At 59.5% G+C, this 18,414-nt stretch carries 6 protein-coding genes; 4 read left to right on the forward strand and 2 right to left on the reverse strand.

Annotated elements, in window-relative coordinates:
• The first annotated feature begins 102 nt into the window (after positions 1 to 102).
• Complete coding sequence (locus NATTI_RS0121265; protein WP_081603691.1) at positions 103 to 5,550, forward strand: AMP-binding protein; 5,448 nt, start codon at positions 103 to 105, stop codon at positions 5,548 to 5,550.
• Positions 5,551 to 6,006: 456 nt separating this feature from the next.
• Here NATTI_RS0121265 and NATTI_RS0121270 read toward each other — a convergent pair whose 3' ends face one another.
• On the reverse strand, positions 6,007 to 7,119 hold the full coding sequence (locus NATTI_RS0121270) for a CARDB domain-containing protein (RefSeq protein WP_241434406.1): 1,113 nt from the start codon (positions 7,117 to 7,119) through the stop codon (positions 6,007 to 6,009).
• A 1,157-nt stretch (positions 7,120 to 8,276) separates the two neighbouring features.
• On the opposite strand from NATTI_RS0121270, the gene thrC reads away from it, so the two are divergent.
• From thrC to NATTI_RS0121290, 3 genes are all read left to right on the forward strand, one after another.
• Positions 8,277 to 9,533, forward strand: coding sequence for a threonine synthase (thrC, locus tag NATTI_RS0121275; RefSeq protein ID WP_006092135.1), 1,257 nt, complete (start codon positions 8,277 to 8,279; stop codon positions 9,531 to 9,533).
• 1,047 nt (positions 9,534 to 10,580) lie between these two features.
• Positions 10,581 to 11,861, forward strand: coding sequence for a S8 family peptidase (locus NATTI_RS0121285; protein WP_027119259.1), 1,281 nt, complete (start codon positions 10,581 to 10,583; stop codon positions 11,859 to 11,861).
• Positions 11,862 to 12,150: 289 nt separating this feature from the next.
• On the forward strand, positions 12,151 to 17,031 hold the full coding sequence (locus NATTI_RS0121290) for a hypothetical protein (protein WP_244879986.1): 4,881 nt from the start codon (positions 12,151 to 12,153) through the stop codon (positions 17,029 to 17,031).
• Positions 17,032 to 17,459: 428 nt separating this feature from the next.
• Here NATTI_RS0121290 and NATTI_RS0121295 read toward each other — a convergent pair whose 3' ends face one another.
• A complete protein-coding gene (locus NATTI_RS0121295) occupies positions 17,460 to 18,254 on the reverse strand; it encodes an enoyl-CoA hydratase/isomerase family protein (protein ID WP_006091948.1) in 795 nt (264 codons plus the stop codon).
• Positions 18,255 to 18,414: the final 160 nt, after the last annotated feature.

Here is an 18,414-nt window from a genome sequence, read left to right on the forward strand (position 1 = left end):
TTAGCTTTTGATCTTCAGCAGATACTCTTACCACGGAACCGACTCCATCAGCGTGACAGTCCGTACACTCTTTACCTGAGATGTGGTGGGTATACTCATATCATGGCGGGCTCGAATTTCGATGGAGTGGAGTTGACTATCGATGGACAAATACGATCGAATCCGATTCAAACTCGCGAAGAGTGGGAGCAAGCGCGGGAGCGGGCAACCGCAGAGCCCGGCCAATTTCACGGAGCGATTGCAAAGCGGGAGATTCACTGGTATCATGAGTCTTCCACTGAGTGGCTATCATGGAACGATACTACAGAGACTTGGTCCGGATTCGACGCTCTGACCGGTGAACAGGTCGATCGACAGCACGCAGAATCTCACGAACCGTGGGACGTAGCGTTCGACGACTCGACAGCACCCCTGTACAAATGGTTCTCCGGTGGACTGACCAACGCCTGTTTTAACGAGGTCGACCGACATGTCCTCGCCGGCCACGGCGATGAAACGGCGTTTCATTTTGAGGGGGACCGGTGGGATCAATCAAAAAACGGTGGCCGTGGCGGACCCGTCGTCAGTGAGGGTGTATCACGGCGCGAGCTCCTTGTTCGCGTCGTTTCGGCCGCACAAGTGCTGACGAATCTTGGCCTCGAAAAAGGGGACCGGATCGCGCTGAACATGCCGAACATCATGGAGCAAATCTATTACACCGAGGCGGCGAGGCGTCTCGGGATCGTCTATACGCCGGTGTTCGGCGGGTTCAGCGACAAAACGCTGTCCGATCGCATCGCTCGGCTTGGTGCCGACGTGCTCCTCACAAGCGACGGTGGCTACCGGAACGCAGAGATCGTCCCGTACAAAGAACAGTATGCCGACCCTGCACTCGACAACTACCTTCCGACCGACACGGTACTGGAGATCGTCGATCGAACGCTTCACGAGCTCCCGGTTGATAGCCACCACGCCGAAACCATTCACAGTCACGTCAAGCGGGCGATCGCCGGCGAGGCGACCGTCAAACGGGGACAGGCAATGCGCGGGGTTGGAACGGCACTCTCCGAGTTCAATGATCTCTCGACCGAAGCGAAATCCGAGATCAGGACCGCCATTGCGCGGGCGTTGGTCGACTCAAACGAGCGGATTGAACGGGTCGTCGTCGTCGAGCATACGGGCCAGGAGATCCAGATGCACGAGCGCGATGAGTGGGCGTCGGATCTGATCGCCGACGCACAAGATGACATCTTGACGAACGCACAGGATGCAGGATTCAATGTCGAGACCTTCGATGACCTGTTCGGACTTTCAGATCGAGATCTAGTTCGAGCGCTTTGGGAAACGTCGCAACCCGAACCGGTGGACGCGGAATATCCGCTTTTCGTCATTTTCACGAGCGGATCGACGGGAAAACCCAAGGGCGTCGTTCACGTCCACGGAGGCTACACTGCGGGTATCGCACACACAATGAAGGTGTCGTTCGACGTCGTCCCGGGTGAAGATACGATATTCGTTATCGCCGATCCCGGCTGGATTACGGGCCAATCATACCTCATCAGCGCTTCGCTGACGACTCGGACGACAAGCATCCTGCTTGAGGGGGCACCCGTCTATCCGGATGCTGGTCGATTTAGTTCGGTAATTGAACGGTATGAGGCTACTGTGTTCAAAGCGGGCGTCACCTTCCTCAAAGGGATCATGGAAGACAACGAGAGCACCGGCGACGTCCGTAAGTGGAGTACCGACTCCCTTCGCGTTGCGACGTTCTGTGCCGAGCCAGTGAGTCCGTCGGTCCAGCAGTTCGGCATGGAAGAGATCTGTGAGTGGTACATCAACTCCTACTGGGCAACCGAACACGGCGGGATCGTCTGGACGCATTTCTTCGGCAACGAGGACTTCGAGTTACGGCCGGACGCACACACCTACCCACTACCGTGGATCTCCGGCGACGTCTGGGTCAAAGAGGAGGAGCATCCCGACGGTTCAGTTACGTGGCGCGAGGCAGAGCCCGAAGAGAAAGGCGAGATCGTCATCGAAGAGCCATACCCCTACCTGCTTCGGTACGTCTGGGGAGACCTCGAGAACTGGGATGGCACGGAGTGGAAGGCAAATTGGAACGGCAACGCGGAGCGGTTCGAAGACGAGTACTGGATCCAGAAGGACGGCGAGTACACGTATCTCCAAGGCGACTTCGCCAAACAGTATGAGGATCGATCGTTCAGCCTCCACGGCCGCTCTGACGAAGTGATCAACGTCTCCGGCCATCGGATGGGGACCGAAGAGATCGAGGGGGCGATTTTGCAGGACAAACAGATCAATCCCGATTCACCCGTTGCGAACGTGGTCGTAGTCGGTGCCGACCACCACGAGAAAGGACTGGCTCCCGTCGCCTTCGTACAGACGAAACCCGACGAACGACTTACGAATGATATCGAGGCTCGGTTGTCCCGACTAGTGAGAGAGGAGAAGGGTGTCACCGCGATACCTGACGCGTTCATCGAGGTTGAAGAGTTCCCCGAAACCCGATCCGGGAAGTACATGCGGCGGATGCTGACCGCGATGCTGAACCGTGAGGATATCGGAGATACGACGACGCTCAAGAACCCCGAATCGATCGAGCACATTCGCCCCAAATGTACACGATGGCGACGGCGCCAAGAGCTCGCCGTCGACCAAGAAATCCTCGAGCAGTACCGAAATATCGCCGTACAGTACAACGCCGTTCGAGGCACGGACAGTGAGACACGGATCGCAACGGTCACCATCGATAGCCCACCCGTAAACGCACTCAACGAGCGGGCACTCGATGAACTCAACACCGTCCTTGAACATCTCGACCGGCGCGAGGACGTCGGCGCAGTCGTCATTACGGGCGCTGGGCCGTCCAACTTCGTGGCCGGCGCGGACGTCGAGCAGTTCCTCGAGGAAGTTCATGAGTTCGACGAGGCGATTACGTTCCCGAACAAGGCCCACGAGGCCTTCCAGCGGATCGAGGAACTGTCGGTTCCGGTCGTCGCTGCAGTCAACGGCTCGGCTCTCGGAGGCGGGAACGAACTCCAACTCGCAGCCCACTATTCGGTTGCCGATCAGCACGCCGAGTTCGGCCAACCGGAACTCAATCTCAATCTGATCCCGGGCTACGGCGGCACCCAGCGACTGCCGCGCCTGCTGGGCGAGAAACGCGACACCGAGGGCGTCAGGGATGCCGTGGTGCTCATTACGAACGGGCGGACCGTCGACGCCGACACTGCCCTCGAGATGGGGCTCGTCGACGAACTCGAGACCGACCGGACGGCCCGTGCACGGGCGTCCGAACTCGCCCGGAAACACGTGATGGCTGCTGCGACAGGGGACGCAAGCGTACTGGCTGACGCTCGCGAACGGCGTCTTAAGAACCGATCGTCTTGGAACGACCCCGGTGAGTTCCCCGAGGAGGTCCTCGAGGACCCAATCGTCGAACGAAACCGAACCCAGTGCGAGCACAGAAGCGAGGGACGGTCGAAAGCGTTCGATCGGGCGATTGAGGCGATTCGAACCGGCTTCGAAGAAGGGATCGATGCCGGTTTGGAAAGCGAGGTGGTCCACTTCGCCGAAGCCGTCGTAGATCCCGACGGCGGAAAGCAAGGGATCGAGAAGTTCCTCGAGCGGGCGAGTGAGCCGCTGCCGACCCGGGGGCGATTCAAGCCCTCGCCGGCAGAGGAAACTGAACTGCTCGAGTCAGGCGACCTCCTGTCGCCGGGTGAGCCGTTTTTCCCCGGAGTCGATGAGATTCCTGACTACCAGTACGCACAGGCCGTCATCAAAGACGACGAAACTGGCGAGGCTGCACACGGTGATCCGAAGGAAGCGGAGGTCGAGGAGATCATTCCCGTCGAAGAGCCGGGGCCGAACGAAGTCTTGCTGTACGTCCTCGCGAGCGAAGTCAACTTCAACGATATCTGGGCGATCACTGGGATCCCCGTGAGCCAGTTCGACGCGCACGACCAGGACTACCACATCACTGGCAGCGGTGGTGTCGCACTCGTCGTGGACGCTGGCGAGGGAGTGATCCGCGAAGGGCGTGTGACGGTTGGCGATCTGGTGACGATCTACTCGGGCCAAAGCGAGCTGCTCTCGCCTACGATGGGACTCGATCCGATGTATGCTGGATTCTCGATTCAAGGGTACGAAGGGCCCAACGGCAGCCATCAGCAGTTCATGCTCGCACAGGGGCCACAGGTCCTCCCGATTCCACAGGAGGCGACGATCGAACAGGCAGGTGCGTATGTTCTTGCGATGGGGACTGTCTGGCGAGCGCTGTTTACGACACTCGACATCGACTCCGGGACGACAATGTTCGTCGAGGGTGCCTCAACCGGCACTGGATGGGAGACGACGAAGCTGGCGACGCGCAACGACGTCGATGTCACAGGGCTGTGCTCGAGCGCCGAGCGTGCCGAGCGCATCGAGACGCTGGATGCTGAGGCGATCGACCGAACTAACGAGCCATACGACGATATCTGGGGACAGATTCCGAAAGATCCCGACGAGTGGACGGAATGGAAAGCAAACGGGAAACCGTTCGTCGAAGCCTTCGAGGATCATCATAACGGTCGACGCGCCGAGTACGCTGTGAGTCACGCCGGCGAGCTATCGTTTCCACGAACGTTCCAGCTGCTCGGCGAGGGCGGTAAACTCGCGTTCTATGGTGCTTCCACGGGATACCACCTTACGTTCCTCGGAAAGCCTGGTGCGTCCACGCCGGCCGAGATGTTCGAGCGATCGGACATCCGCGCGGGCGATGGGGTTCTCGTCTACTATGGCACGGATACCGGCCCCGATGACATCGTCGACGAGACGGGACTGCGCGCCATCGAAGACGCTCGAGAGGCGGGTACGCGGATCGTGGTTGTCACCTACACCGACGAACAACAGGAGTTCGTCGAGTCGCTCGGCTACGGCGACGCAGTCGAAGGAACCGTCAGCATCGAGGGTCTGAAGCGCCGCAATGACGACTTCCGGTGGCCGGACACGCTCCCGGAATTGCCGGACGCACAGGACGATCCGGAGGCGTTCAGACGGACGGTTCAGGCGTTTACCGACGACGTGTTCAAGCCGCTTGGACAGGCAGTAGGTGAACACCTCCGAACCCCGAAGAATCCACGCGGCTATCCCGATATCGTCTTTGAGCGCGCTGACCACGATGCCCTCTTCGTGAGTACAATGCTCACGAAGCCCCACACTGGGTGCGTGGTGTACAGCGAGAACCTCGAAGATACACGTTATTCGATGTACGCACCGCAGGTCTGGATGCGCCAGCGTGATATCCTGATGCCGACAGCAGAGATCCTCGGAACCCACCTGAGTAACGCCTATGAAGTCGAACAACTGAACGAAGCGATCGATGCTGGAGAGATTGATCTGACCGATCCGGAAGTCGTCGATTGGGCGTCTCTGCCCGCAGCACATCAGGCAATGTGGGACAACGAACACGAGGCGAGTAGCTACGTCGTCGAGCACGCGCTCCCGGACGAACACCTCACAACGAAAGAAGAGCTGTTCCTCGCGTGGGCTGCTCAATCTGAGTAGCGACTCAGCTGCTCTCTGGGGAACTTGCAGGCTCTGACGTCTCGGCTGATCACGCTGGGAATTTCTTTGGGGCTCCAGACACCCAGTCGCTCAACGCCTCATCCGAAGCGCCAATACGCGGCGGCCGCAAACGACAGGCCATATGATGACGCCCCTTCGACCCGCTCGGTTTCCGTAGGCTCACCCCACAGTGGAGGTATTTCACCCAACTCAAAACGTCGTCCACCCAACGACGCTAACGCCGTCCATCCGCTCGAAGTGGTCGACGTTCGCTGTCAGCACCGACAGTTGCTCGACCGTTGCCGTCGCCCCGATATAAACGTCGTGGAGGTCATGGAGCGGGGTCCTCTATCGTCGTAACTCGCTGATCATGTCGGCCGCAGCGGTCGCGACTGCACGGTCGATGTCGACGAGTTTGAACTGGTCAAGGAACCGTTGAGGTCCAGGTCAACTCCGTCAGTCGATAACGGCAACCGTCTCCGTGGCCGTGTCGGCCCCTGTGTCGACGACGACGGGGAACTCTTCACGACCGCCAGCGGGCTCCCCTGCCTGAAACGTCAGCGTGAACGTGGACGATTCGCCGGGGGCAAGCGTGCGCATTACGCTATCTTCGACCTGTGGAGTATGACCGACGATGAGTTCGATATCGGTCGTTCCGGCCTCGTCGCCGACGTTCTCGATTGTGGTGTCGACCTCGAGTGTTTCTCCGCCGCCGACCGGCGAGTTCGTCGACGTTTCCATCACGTTAAACGTCGCGGGGATCGGTTCCTCGTCTTCGACTACGACGGTTTCCGTGGCCGTGTCAGCCCCCGTATCGACGACGACGGGAAACTCTTCACGACCGCCGGTGGGGTCTCCTGCCTGAAACGTCAGCGTGAACGTGGACGATTCGCCTGGATCGAGGGTGCGCATCACACTGTCTTCGACCTGCGGATCGTGCCCGACGATAAGTTCGATGTCCGTCCGTCCCGTTTCATCCCCGATATTCTCAATTATCGTATCAACCTCGAGCGTTTCTCCGCCCCCGATGGGCGAGTTCGTCGACATCTCCATCACGTTGAATGTAGCGGGGGTCGGTTCTTCGTCCTCAACGACGATCGTGAACTCGACGGAGTCGTCCTCAGTGGAGACTTCGCCAGGAAAGACCTCTCGCCCCCTAGCGGGATCCCCGGCCTCGAACGTCAGTGGAACAGCGGCCGATTCGCCGGGTTGAAGGCCCACGGTCCGTGAGTCGACAAGTTCGGGATCGTGGCCGACGACGAGTTCGACCTCCGTCGAGGCAGGCTCAGCGCTCGTGTTCTCGACTGTGGCTTCCACCTCGAGCGTCTCACCACCGGCGATTGGCGAATTGGTCTGCACGCTCGAGATTTCGAACGTCGGCCCCTCATCGGGGTAGTCGAACTCCCAGCGGTCGGAGTCGACGACGGCTCCGTATTCATTTACCACCCATGCCATGATCCCTTCAGGAACGATTTCGGACGCGTCGGGCGCGATACTCGCCGTGTCTTCGTCCCCGTCGACATCGGAGATCTCGATGATGTGGTCCGACGCAAGTGCCCACCAGATCACGCGGTCCAATTCTCCGTTTGGATCAGCTACGTCGAGTTCACAATCCAGTGTTGCTCCCTCTTCCAATGGGCGGCTTTCGTCTGGGGATGGACGGGCGTCGTGGATGTGTGGAGACCCGATGCCATCGGAACTGGTCTCGATTGTCCACGTGGTGGTAGTTTCTTCATCGGGATCGATAGTAGCGGTGACTTCACAGTCTTCGTCAACCGTGTACTGCCAAAATTCAGTTCCTTGGTGCTCGCGGTAGGCACTGTACCACGGTCCCATAGACAATCCGGTGGAGCCATCGTCAACTGCCCATTCCGGCCCGGACGAGCCTGCCGCGTCACCGGTGTCAACCTCGAACATGAGACGTGTGTCTGGTTGCACTGTCAGGTCACTCTCGGGTGGTCGTACACGCGCATTGTTCTGCGCAGTTCCGATCGCCGAGGCACTCCCCAAGGCACCACTTGCGGCGATTCCGACGAGGAGATGCCGCCGGTGTAGTTGCTCCCCATACATGGTCTACTACTAGCGGCGATGTCTTTTCTGGTAAACTATTCGTTCGTCTTATCAAATCAACAAATCATTTCGAAAACACGATGACGCTCAGTTTGTGCGAGCGGTGATGGCCGGTGGTCACTCCCGTTCGATTGATGCGCGCCTTGTAAGTGCGCGTTTCCACGGTTGCTACAGCCAGAGAACGATTCTCGAACTGGACGGACGCCACATATTGCTCGTGCAGCGGCGAGCAGCGTGGGGCTGTCTCGTCCGCTTTTTGTCCGGAGACGCATCCTCATCCCGTATTTTCCCATGTATCGGGGCGTGCTCGAGATGACCGTCGAGATGTGCGTATAAACGGCGAGCAAGACAACTACACCATGGTGGATTCACTGAGTACCAGCGCAGAAGCTTCGTGAAAAAACCCGACAGAGTGCTCAAGCATATCGGGTTCGATCGTGACGAGCAGATTGACCGGCAGATGCCGTGCGAGCGCTTCCGTGACCCTGACTGTTGGCAGGGAAACCTGCAGCGCCGTTCTCGATTTCGAAAAATTGCGTTGGACGTGATACAGAGTGCGAGTGCATACCCGCGTCTTCAGGCGCTGGAGGATGTCAACGTTCGAACCCTGACAAGATTGGTAGTAATATAATGTGAGAGCGGACGTGAGAGGTCGTATGGCGCTCGATCACGTCGAAACTCTCGAATGTACGGTCTGTGGGGCGACGTACGACCCCGACCAGATTATTTACACCTGTCCGGAACATGATGGCGTCGCCGGCATTCTCGAGGTCGTGTACGACTACGATGTCATTCACGACCGGTTCGATGCCCCGCTTGACGGTGACATCCGAAGCCAATGGAAATACCAGGCGTTCCTCCCAGTAGATACGGAGGCGACGCCGGTCGCGCTCAACGAGGGCGGGACAGACCTGCTCGACACACCCCGATTGGGGGCGGAACTCGGTGTCGACATTAACGTGAAAAACGACGGCCGAAACCCGACGGGCTGTTTCAAGGACCGTGCGACCAGCGTCGCCGTCACCAAGGCACGCCATGCCGGCCAGGACGTCGTCACCTGCGCGTCGACAGGGAATGCTGCCGCGTCGCTCGCAGGTTACGCGGCACGGGCCGGCCTTGATTGTCGTATTTTCGTGCCTGAGAGCGCCCCCGAAGGAAAACTCGTCCAGCCCCGCGTCTACGGGGCGGACGTTCTCGCGGTCGCTGGGAGTTACGACGAGGCATACGATCTGAGTATGGATGTAACCGACTCCTATGGATGGTACAACCGGAACGCCGCAATCAACCCCTTCCAAATCGAAGGCAAGCGGACTGTGGGCCACGAACTTGCCGAGCAAACTCAGGATTCGATCCCAGACTGGGTCGTCTTCTCCATGGGCGACGGCTGTACCATCGCCGGCTGCTGGAAGGGACTCCGGGAGTTCGCCGAGCTGGGGTACGTCGACGACACACCAAAAATGCTCGGTGTACAGCCCGAAGGGGCAAGCGCGATCCACGATGCATTTCACGGCCACGACGAGGTCGACGACGTTGCGGACACACTCGCTGACGCAGTCGCCGTTGGCCGCCCCCGGAATACGCTCAAAGCCTGCCGCGCACTCGCAGAGAGCGGTGGGACCGCGCTGACCGTGACCGATGACGATATCCTCGCGGCAGAGACCCTGCTCGGACGCGCGGAAGGAATATACGCCGAACCAGCGGGTGCGGCCCCCATCGCTGGCATTCGTCGGGCCCGCGAGCAGGGGATCATCAGCCGTGATGAGTCGGTCGTCGCAGTTGTCACCGGCATCGGGCTGAAGGACACCGCCGGGGCAGAGCGGGCGGTCGGCGATGTGATCCGCATTGAACCGACGCTCGACGACGTTACGAACCAGTACGGAACGGCAAAGAAGGAGCGGCGAGGACGATCCTGACAACAGAGGTCTCCAAGTTCGACTGACTCAAGAGAAGCCGTAGTATTGTCGTTCAATTTCCCAGCAGCTTGGCCTCCCCTAGTGGAGGTGCTCATGCAGGTCGTGGCTGACGTCTCCGGTGAACTCCTCGAGCCGACCGTTCTGTCGCTGCAATTTTTGTTTGCGTTCCTTGTGGATGGTGATATCGTGCGTACTGAGTGCCAAGAGTTGGCACAATTTGACTAGGTTTAGCTTCCCACGTTATTAGTACTTAGTACTAACAAAAGGAGCTGAGCGTCTACCACCCCAACTCTCAGCAAATGGAATGATTGTGTAGTGACATCCTCCCCCGGCGTGAACGCCGGGGCTTCCCGTACCACAGGTGGGTATTTACCGGTCTACGACGCGACCTGTTCTCTCGAGCGTCCCACGGCTCAACTGTCCGATATCGTCTTTGACGTCGTCGTACGTCTCCCAGTCGAGGACGCCTGCACTCGTGACGTTGGCGAGCCGCCGGCGCTCTTCGAGGTGATCCCTGACAACGCCGCTGAAACTGCGATCGCCCTTTTCGCTTTGAGTTCGTGTTAGATGCTGCCGGAAAGTACGATGTTCTTGCTCAGTGATTGCGTATGGATACCATACAAAATAGGATTTTGCGGCGGTCGATTCGAGTCGGCGCTTCGCCCGCGAATATCCGATCGATACTGGTCACTGTTCGGCCGACAGGCAGCTGTCTCATCGCACAGATTCCAGTGACCGCCGCACCTCGAGCGACGGCGAAACCACCATTGCACGCTGCGATTCGTTCGTCCGAAACGTCCCTCGAGGTGCTGAAGATGAGCATGCCGAAAGCAATGTCCTCTAAACGAGCGGTTTGATCGCTCTGTACCGGGCATCCCAGAAGAATTTCGTTTCTACTGTTTAGAGATGGTCACCCTCTCGGTATATCAGACTCCTAATCAGTGTTTTATTCTGACTCTACTGTTTGGTGGTCGACTATAATTTCATGCTATATTCTGACAGGCACGTTATACCTAAGATATAATATCTAAATGTTACTTTCGCACTATGCGACTTGATAGACGGTCAGTACTCAAAGGAATCGGCGCCGCCGGGGCAACGCTCCTCGTATCCGGGGTCGCGTCGGCAAGCGACGGACAAGCACGCTATATTGCCCAGACGAACAACCGTGGCGCGGACGTGGAGTCCGCCGGATTCGAGGTTCTGAACGAACTTGCCGATGGTGAACTCTTGTTGGTAAAAGGACCCGAAGACGCTGTCGACAACCTCAAAGACACCAACGGGGTCACCGCTGCTGTACGAGATCTCGAACTCGAACTCGAACCGGTACTCGAGGACGACCACGACGAAATTCCAGACGACCCCGACGACGTCTATGACGAACTACTGTGGGACAAACAGATACAGGACGTACGCGAAGCGCAGGCACACGCAACGGGCGAGGGGACGACGGTCGCGATCATCGATACCGGTGTCGACGAGAACCATCCTGACCTCAAAAATCTCGATGACGAGGCCAGCGCCGCGATCATCGATGGCGACATTGCATCTCACAAGGGGGACCCCGACGGGCACGGCACCCATGTCGCGGGGACGGTCGCCGCAACGGGTGATGAAGTAATGACGGGGACGGCGCCCGACGCAACGATTGTCTCCGTCGACGTGCTGGGCTACGGTACCGGCTCGTTCGGCGACATCATGGTCGGGATGGAGCACGCCGCCGACGTCGACGCGGACGCTGCGAACATCAGTCTCGGCTTCATGATAGCACCTCAGGAGTTCGCCGAATCCGAGGACAACGTCGGAATGTACCGGCGGATATTCGAGCCGGTCGCGAACTACGGGCAGCGCAAGGGTACACTGTACGTCGGGTCGGCTGGTAACGACGAGACGGACCTCCAGGGCGGCTGGCTCCGCCTCTGGAATGGGCTATCGGGCGTCATCGGCGTCAGTGCCACCGGACCGAACGACAAACTCTCATTCTACTCGAACTGGGGGCGGAACGACGTCGATGTAGGCGCCCCGGGCGGTGGCTACGAAACCGAGCAAAAGTCACTTGACCCGGAGGCGGATGTTGAGTGGCCGCACCCGCTTAACCTCGTGTTCTCGACCTATCCCGGCGGGTACAACTGGTTAGCGGGGACGTCGATGGCGGCACCACAAGTCACCGGCCTCGCCGCCCTCGTTCGCGAACTCGACTCCGGAGCGAACCCACAACAGGTTCTACAGGCTGTTCGGCAGGGCGCGGAGGTCGCAGACAACCACGGTGACTCCGATCTCGGGGCAGGACGGGTGAACGCCCTGAAGACGATCGACCGCTTCGACTGACCGCTGGTGACGCGGCCAGTCGCCAGCGGGAGCGCCCGTTCCCCCTTTTGATCAGCAACCACCCAGCACGCGCGTCGACCCTATCTAACAAAAAATTATCAGTCAACGTAGCAGATAGAAATGATCGAGTCGTATCCTTGCTCGCCCAACCAGACAATGGGCCATCAGATCTAAGTGTAATTGAAAGGATTTCAGAACGTTCAATGTGCGTACACGGGGAGTACGAGACGAGATGGGCGGGTGGCGAACCGCGATTGAATACAATCCACGGCCGGTTTGGAAGGGATCGATGACAGGTTTTAGAATGAACCGTCGCGAGATGCTCAAAGCGACCGGCGCGGGAACGGTATTGGCTTCAAGCGGTCTCACGGCGGGAACGGCAGTCGGAGCAACCGGAGACGTCTCGTCTGAGGTAGATATCACGTTCGTGGAGGCCGATCCAGATGCGGGATTCAATTATCCGTATTATTTTTACGCGCCCCCGATCGACGACGACTACGAGCGACCGATTCTGGTCGAACCAAACAACACCGGAGGAACCTCGGACGACCTTGAAGATCACCGAGACGCGGCCGAAGCACTGATCGAGTGGCGGTCGGCCGAACTCAGCGATCCGCTCGGCGTTCCGATGCTCGTACCGGTGTTTCCTCGACCGTATTCGGAGCCAGTCGACTGGAGGCACTACGTCCATGCGCTCGACGTCGAGACTATGCAGATCGAATCCGGCGATCTCCACCGAGTCGATCTCCAATTAATCAGTATGATCGAGGATGCAAAGGCGAAACTCGCGGACCACTCGGTCCCGGTCGCCGACGATATCCTTATGGACGGGTTCTCAGCGTCCGGGAATTTCGTCAACCGATTCACGGTGCTCCACCCCGAATTGGTCCGATCCGTCACCGCTGGCGGGATCAACGGAACGGCGATCCTCCCGCTGTCCGACGCAAACGACCACACGCTGAACTACCAGATCGGCGTTGCCGATCTCGCGTCACTCGTCGGCGAGAACTTCGACGAGGAGGCTTGGACCGAGACAGCCCAGCTGGTCTACATGGGCGGAGACGACGAGAACGATACGATTCCGTATGATGACGCTTGGAACCAGACCCAACGGGAGGTCGCTCTCAACGTTTACGGCGAGCACATGCAAGAAGACCGGATGTCCTACTGTAAATCCGTGTACGACGAGGCCGGTGCGACCGGTCGAGTAACGACGTATCCGAACGTCGGTCACAGACCGATCGACGCCGAAATCGTCGACTTTCACCGCAAGCGCGTTGTTCCGCACTACATCGAGTTCGCGGCGCCGCCGTCCATCGGCGCAACGGCCGTCCAGGTGCGCGCGCTGACGACCGAATCGTCGACCTATGACGTTCGTGCCTTCGATGCGAACGGGAGTGACATTACGGCCGATCCCGCAGAACTCGATCCCGACGGGGAACTGGCGACGACGCTCGAGCTGACCGAGTCCCTGGCCGCAGGCGACACGATTGAACTCGCGCTTCTCGAAGACGGACAGACCGACTTAGAGCAGGCGCTGGCCAGCGAGACGGCCGCCGCGGCGGGCCGCGTCGAACTCGTCGAGACGCCGGCCGCCGGCGAATCGGAGGTGATCGTCGAATACGAACTTTCGTCGTCGTACGACCCAGCGGAAACGCCGCGACTCCGACTCGACACCGAGCAGGGCGGCGCAGCCGTGGGTCCCGAGTTGGCTCCGGGTGACGCCGGTACCGAAACGGTCGAGCTGTCGACGGATGCAAACGGCATTCCGTTCGAACAGACCAGGGAAGTCGTAGCAAAAATCGTCGATGACGATCCCTACGGCATCGATCCAGTTGCCATCGATACGGAGACGGTCGGGATGCCGGACGAGCCTGTAGTAACGGTCGAGACGACCGCCGACCCTGCTATACGTGAGGGTGAAGACGTTGCTGTCGACGCTCGAGTCCGAACGCTGGGCGGCGATTCGGACGACTTAGAGGAGGCTACCGTCTCCTTTGCGATCGATGGTGAGGGCGTGAGCGAGGAGTCGGTCTCGCTCGAGGTCGGCGAATCCCGGACGGCATCGACGGACCTCGAGACCGATTCAGACACGGACGTTGACGAACTCGCTGTCACGGCCAGCGTCGAAGGCGAATCCGATGCGACGACCGTGATCATCGCGGAGGAGCCGGCGCAGGGCGACGGAACGGGTGAGCAGCCGTATCGGATCGAGACCAGTCGAGAGCTAGCATACGTCCACTTCGAGCTGGATGACGACTACGAACTCGGCGCCGACATCGACCTCTCGGGCTACACCAATTTCTTCTCGCTCGGTCGTTCCGAGAAACCCTTCTCGGGCGTGCTCGATGGAACCGGCCACGAGATCAGTGGGTTGGCAATCGACTCGGCAGCCGACAACGTCGGACTGTTCAGTGACTTAGACGATGGTGAGGTCCGAAATCTCCGCCTACTCGACGTAACTATCACCGGCGGCGATTCCGTCGGTGGCGTCGTTGGGTCCGCCCACGGGTTGGGTACGTTCTCGAAGATCCACGTGTCCGGGAAAATTAATGGTGAGTTGAACGTCGGCGGACTCATCGGACGGACGACGACCGGTGACAACGATTCCAGCGAGGTCGAGATCGACCGTACCGCCGTCGATGCAACGGTCGTTGGTTCGAACACGGTTGGAGGGCTTCTCGGTCAGAGTTCTGGCGATTCAATCACAAGCTCCTACTCGCTCGGTCATCTCGAGAGTTCGTCCGATGTCGGTGGATTGATCGGTGCCGTCTATTTCGACCCGGCGCTCACTGCGTCGTATTCGGCGGCCGTCTTCGACAGTTCAGGTGGCGGCGGACTCATTGCAGGTGGGGATGAGGCTACGGTCGTCGACTCGTACTGGGATACGGAGACGACCGGACAGAGTACGTCGTTCGGCGACGGTGATGGCCTGTCAACCGCCGAACTGACCGGCGAGACCGCGGCAAGCGAACTGGACGGATTCGATTTCGACGCGGTCTGGACCGTGACCGACGAGTATCCGATGCTCAGTTGGGAGAGTCGCCTCGAGATCACCGCGGTCGAGGCCCCCGAGTCGCTCGAACCCGACGATCCGTTCGGCGTCTCCGTTACTGTCTCGAACGACTCTGACAGCGAACTTGACGACGACGTTGCACTCACGTTCGACGGGGGGCCGATCGACTCGATTCCGGTTACCCTCGACCCTGGCTCGTCGGAGACGGTCGAATTCGACGTCGAAACGGATGATCTCGAGTTCGGCGAGTACGACTACCTCCTCGAGTTGGACCAACACAGCGTGTCGAGAACGGTCAACCTCCTCTCCGACGAAGCGATTTTCGACATCACCGACGTCGACTTCCCGGATACGACCGTCGAGGGCACGGACGCTACGCTCGCCATCGAAGTGACCAATTTCGGGCCAGAAGACGAGCAATCGATCACGGCAACGATCGAAACCACCGATGGCGAGGAACTGTTAGCCGAACAGATCACCGATGTCTCACTGGCTCAGGAGGAAGTCTACGAGGACACGATCGAACTCGACACAGCGTCACTTTCGACCAGTGACTTCGAGTTGCTCGTTGAGACGGACGATACGGACACCAAGCTCTCCTTCAGTATCGTCGAGGGCTCCTATGCCGAATTTAGCGAGGTCCCGACCGAAGGGGATCAGGCAGTCACTGTGAACTACTCCGCATCGCCTGATATCCAAGACGAAGACTTGCGGCTTCGAGTCGGCGACGAACAGGATACGGAGATCACCGAGAGTCCTGCGACTGTGTCCCCCGGTGACGAAGAAGAGGAGGTCCCGTTACAACTCACGCGATATCTGGAGGCTGGGGAGTCTATTACTGTAGTCTTGCAACCTAGTGGAGGATACGATCCAGCCGCGTCGTTGGCCGCCGAAACGGTCGCCGTCGAACAGCCTGATGGCATCGTGCTTTCGGACATTTCGGCCCCATCGGAACTGATAATCGGCGATCCGTTCGAACCGATCGTCGAGGTCACGAACTACGGCGAGTCCGCAGTCGACGAGACTCTCGCGTTCGCGTTCGGCGATACCGAGGACGAGGAGTCGATCTCACTCGAGTCAGACGCGTCTACGACGGTCGAATTCACCGCTGAGACCGATGGCCTTGATCCGGGCACCCATGAGTACCTCCTCTACGTGGCCGATCAGACTGGCTCCGAGACGGTCGATCTGCTCCAGACCGATGAACCGGCGTTCGAAGTCACGGACTCCTTCGTGCCGACCCAAATCCCCGAAGGTGTGGAGGCGCATTTCTACGCCGAAGTGACTAATTTCGGGGCGGCAGACGAGCAAGACATTACCGCGACCATCACGGCCGACGGTGAGGAGGTCCTCTCCGAGATGCTCGGCGAAGTCTCGCTTGAGACGAACGAAGCGTGGGATGACCACCACGAGCTCGATACCGCGTCACTAGAGCACAGCGAGTACCTCATGACCGTCGAAACAGCGGATGCCACTGTCGAGTCTGCGTTCACGGTCGCCGAGGTGTCGATCGAACTCGCCGCCCAGCCCGAAGCCGGTGACACCGAGGTCGTCGTCGACTGTATCGTCTCACCGGAAATCGAAACTGAGTTCCACGTCCGCGTGAACGACGACTCCGGAACGGATCTGGCCGACAAATCAGTCGTTCTCGAACCGGGCGACGACAAAACGGGACTTACGATCCCGCTCGTTCGCGAACTCGAAGCGGACGAAGCAGTGACGAGTATCCTGTTGCCGCCGGACAGCTACGATCCCGACCGGGAGTTCCCCAGTGATACCCAAACGGTCGAATCGTCCGGTGGCGGTGGTGGTATCTCACTCCCAGCATCGTCGGAGGACGACGATCCTGAATCCGGTGACGAGCCAGATGACGAGGAAGACTCGGACGACCAGGACAGATCTGACGACCAAGACGAACCCGACGACGAGGAAAAGAGCGACGATCAGGACAGACCTGACGATCAAGACGAATCAGACGATGATGGAGAGGGCGACGAGACCACCGACGATGATTCGCCCGACCCCGATGCCGCTGACGATCAAGGGACCGGCGACGGCATGCCCGGCTTTGGGATCACCAGCACGCTCGGAACCATCGGCGGACTCGGTTATCTCATCAAACGTCGCCTCGAGGACGCCGACGAATCTGAGTAACGATTGAGGTCGTCGATCTGGATTCTTGCCTCGGGAATGGAACCGTCGTCGAGAACCGCACGCGTGTCGCCGAACGTGGATGTCTCGTTCTTGACGACACACCGGGAGTGACGAACAAAGAACTCGGGACCGATTATGTCGACCGATACCACCCCCGTGGAACGTCCGCGATACCAGCCCATTGGGATCGGCATCCTTGAGAGCGCACCGTTGAAACCGGCAGCCAATGACTCGCCACGTGACAGAAGCGCCTGTGACAGCACCGCGACCCCGATCACGGGGAGCTACCCGAAGCAGGTGCTGCTCGGAGAGGTGGGGTCGGAATCCACTGCCGATCGATAGCCCGTATTTCGGTGCAGGGAGGCCGCGCCATTTGCGGCGCAGCGGCCGTCACTCGACTGCTAGACACCGACAACTCGTCCCACGAGTCAGGGTTTGTCCGACTTGTGCATCCAGTCGAGGGCGGCTTGCAGTCCCTCCTCATCTCGAATCTCCCGGAATCGCTCCGCGGCTGTGGACTCCATGGTAAGGGCACCGACATACTCGTCGATGCGGCCGTACCGCCGGAATCCCTGGGTTTCCTGCACGCCGTTGAGTAGGTCCTTCGCGATGGCCACGGCCGTACTCGGGGTCTTCTTGATCATGTCGACTTCCGCGTCGACAGTCTCGTCCAGTTCGCCTTCGGGGACGACCCGATTGACCAGGCCCATCTCATCTGCGGTAGCTGCGTCAACAGTCTTCCCCGAGTAGAGCAGCTCCCGGGCGTCCTTCAGCGAGTCCGTCACGAACGGTAGGACGAACTTCGGCGGTGGTTCGCCGAAGTGCATATCGGGATAGCCGAACTCGGACCGCTCCGTCGCGAAAGTGAGATCACAGCAGATCGCGAGGTTGCATCCGCCGGCGACCGCGGGGCCGTCGACCGCTGCGATGACCGGAAGCCGCGCCGAAAAGATCGTCTCGAGGTGGGTCCGTTGATCAAGGATGTGTTCGTCGGTCGATCGCTCGACTTCAGCTTCACTGATGTCGTAGCCCGAAGAGAAGGCGCGGCCGTTCCCGCGCAGGACGACGACCCGGACGTCCTCGGTGGCCGCGGCGCGGTCGATCGCGGCCTCGAGTTCGCGCAGTAACTGCGGGTTCAACGCGTTGAGCGTGTCCGGACGATCCAGTGCGATTCGAGCCACGCCGTCGTCCACGGCGTACTCGAGATTGTTATACGTCCCCATAGAACACACATTTCGAGCCACCCGTATATATCGTCGGGCGCGCCGCAGCGGCGGAACGACCATCCAGTCACCGCCGAGCCGATTTCGATGCGATAGGTGAACATTCCGCGTGTAGAGCGAATAAGGAGCGGTGCCCAGTTCGAGATCGAACCTGAATTCC

It is taken from the genome of Natronorubrum tibetense GA33 (assembly GCF_000383975.1).
In the GTDB taxonomy this organism is placed as follows: domain Archaea; phylum Halobacteriota; class Halobacteria; order Halobacteriales; family Natrialbaceae; genus Natronorubrum; species Natronorubrum tibetense.

Bases quoted from the DNA above. Each gene is read 5' to 3' on its own strand.
- NATTI_RS0121265 (WP_081603691.1), top strand. From the start codon at position 103: ATGGCGGGCTCGAATTTCGATGGAGTGGAGTTGACTATCGATGGACAA.
- thrC (WP_006092135.1), top strand. From the start codon at position 8,277: ATGGCGCTCGATCACGTCGAAACTCTCGAATGTACGGTCTGTGGGGCG.
- NATTI_RS0121285 (WP_027119259.1), top strand. From the start codon at position 10,581: ATGCGACTTGATAGACGGTCAGTACTCAAAGGAATCGGCGCCGCCGGG.
- NATTI_RS0121290 (WP_244879986.1), top strand. From the start codon at position 12,151: ATGACAGGTTTTAGAATGAACCGTCGCGAGATGCTCAAAGCGACCGGC.
- NATTI_RS0121295 (WP_006091948.1), bottom strand. From the start codon at position 18,254: ATGGGGACGTATAACAATCTCGAGTACGCCGTGGACGACGGCGTGGCT.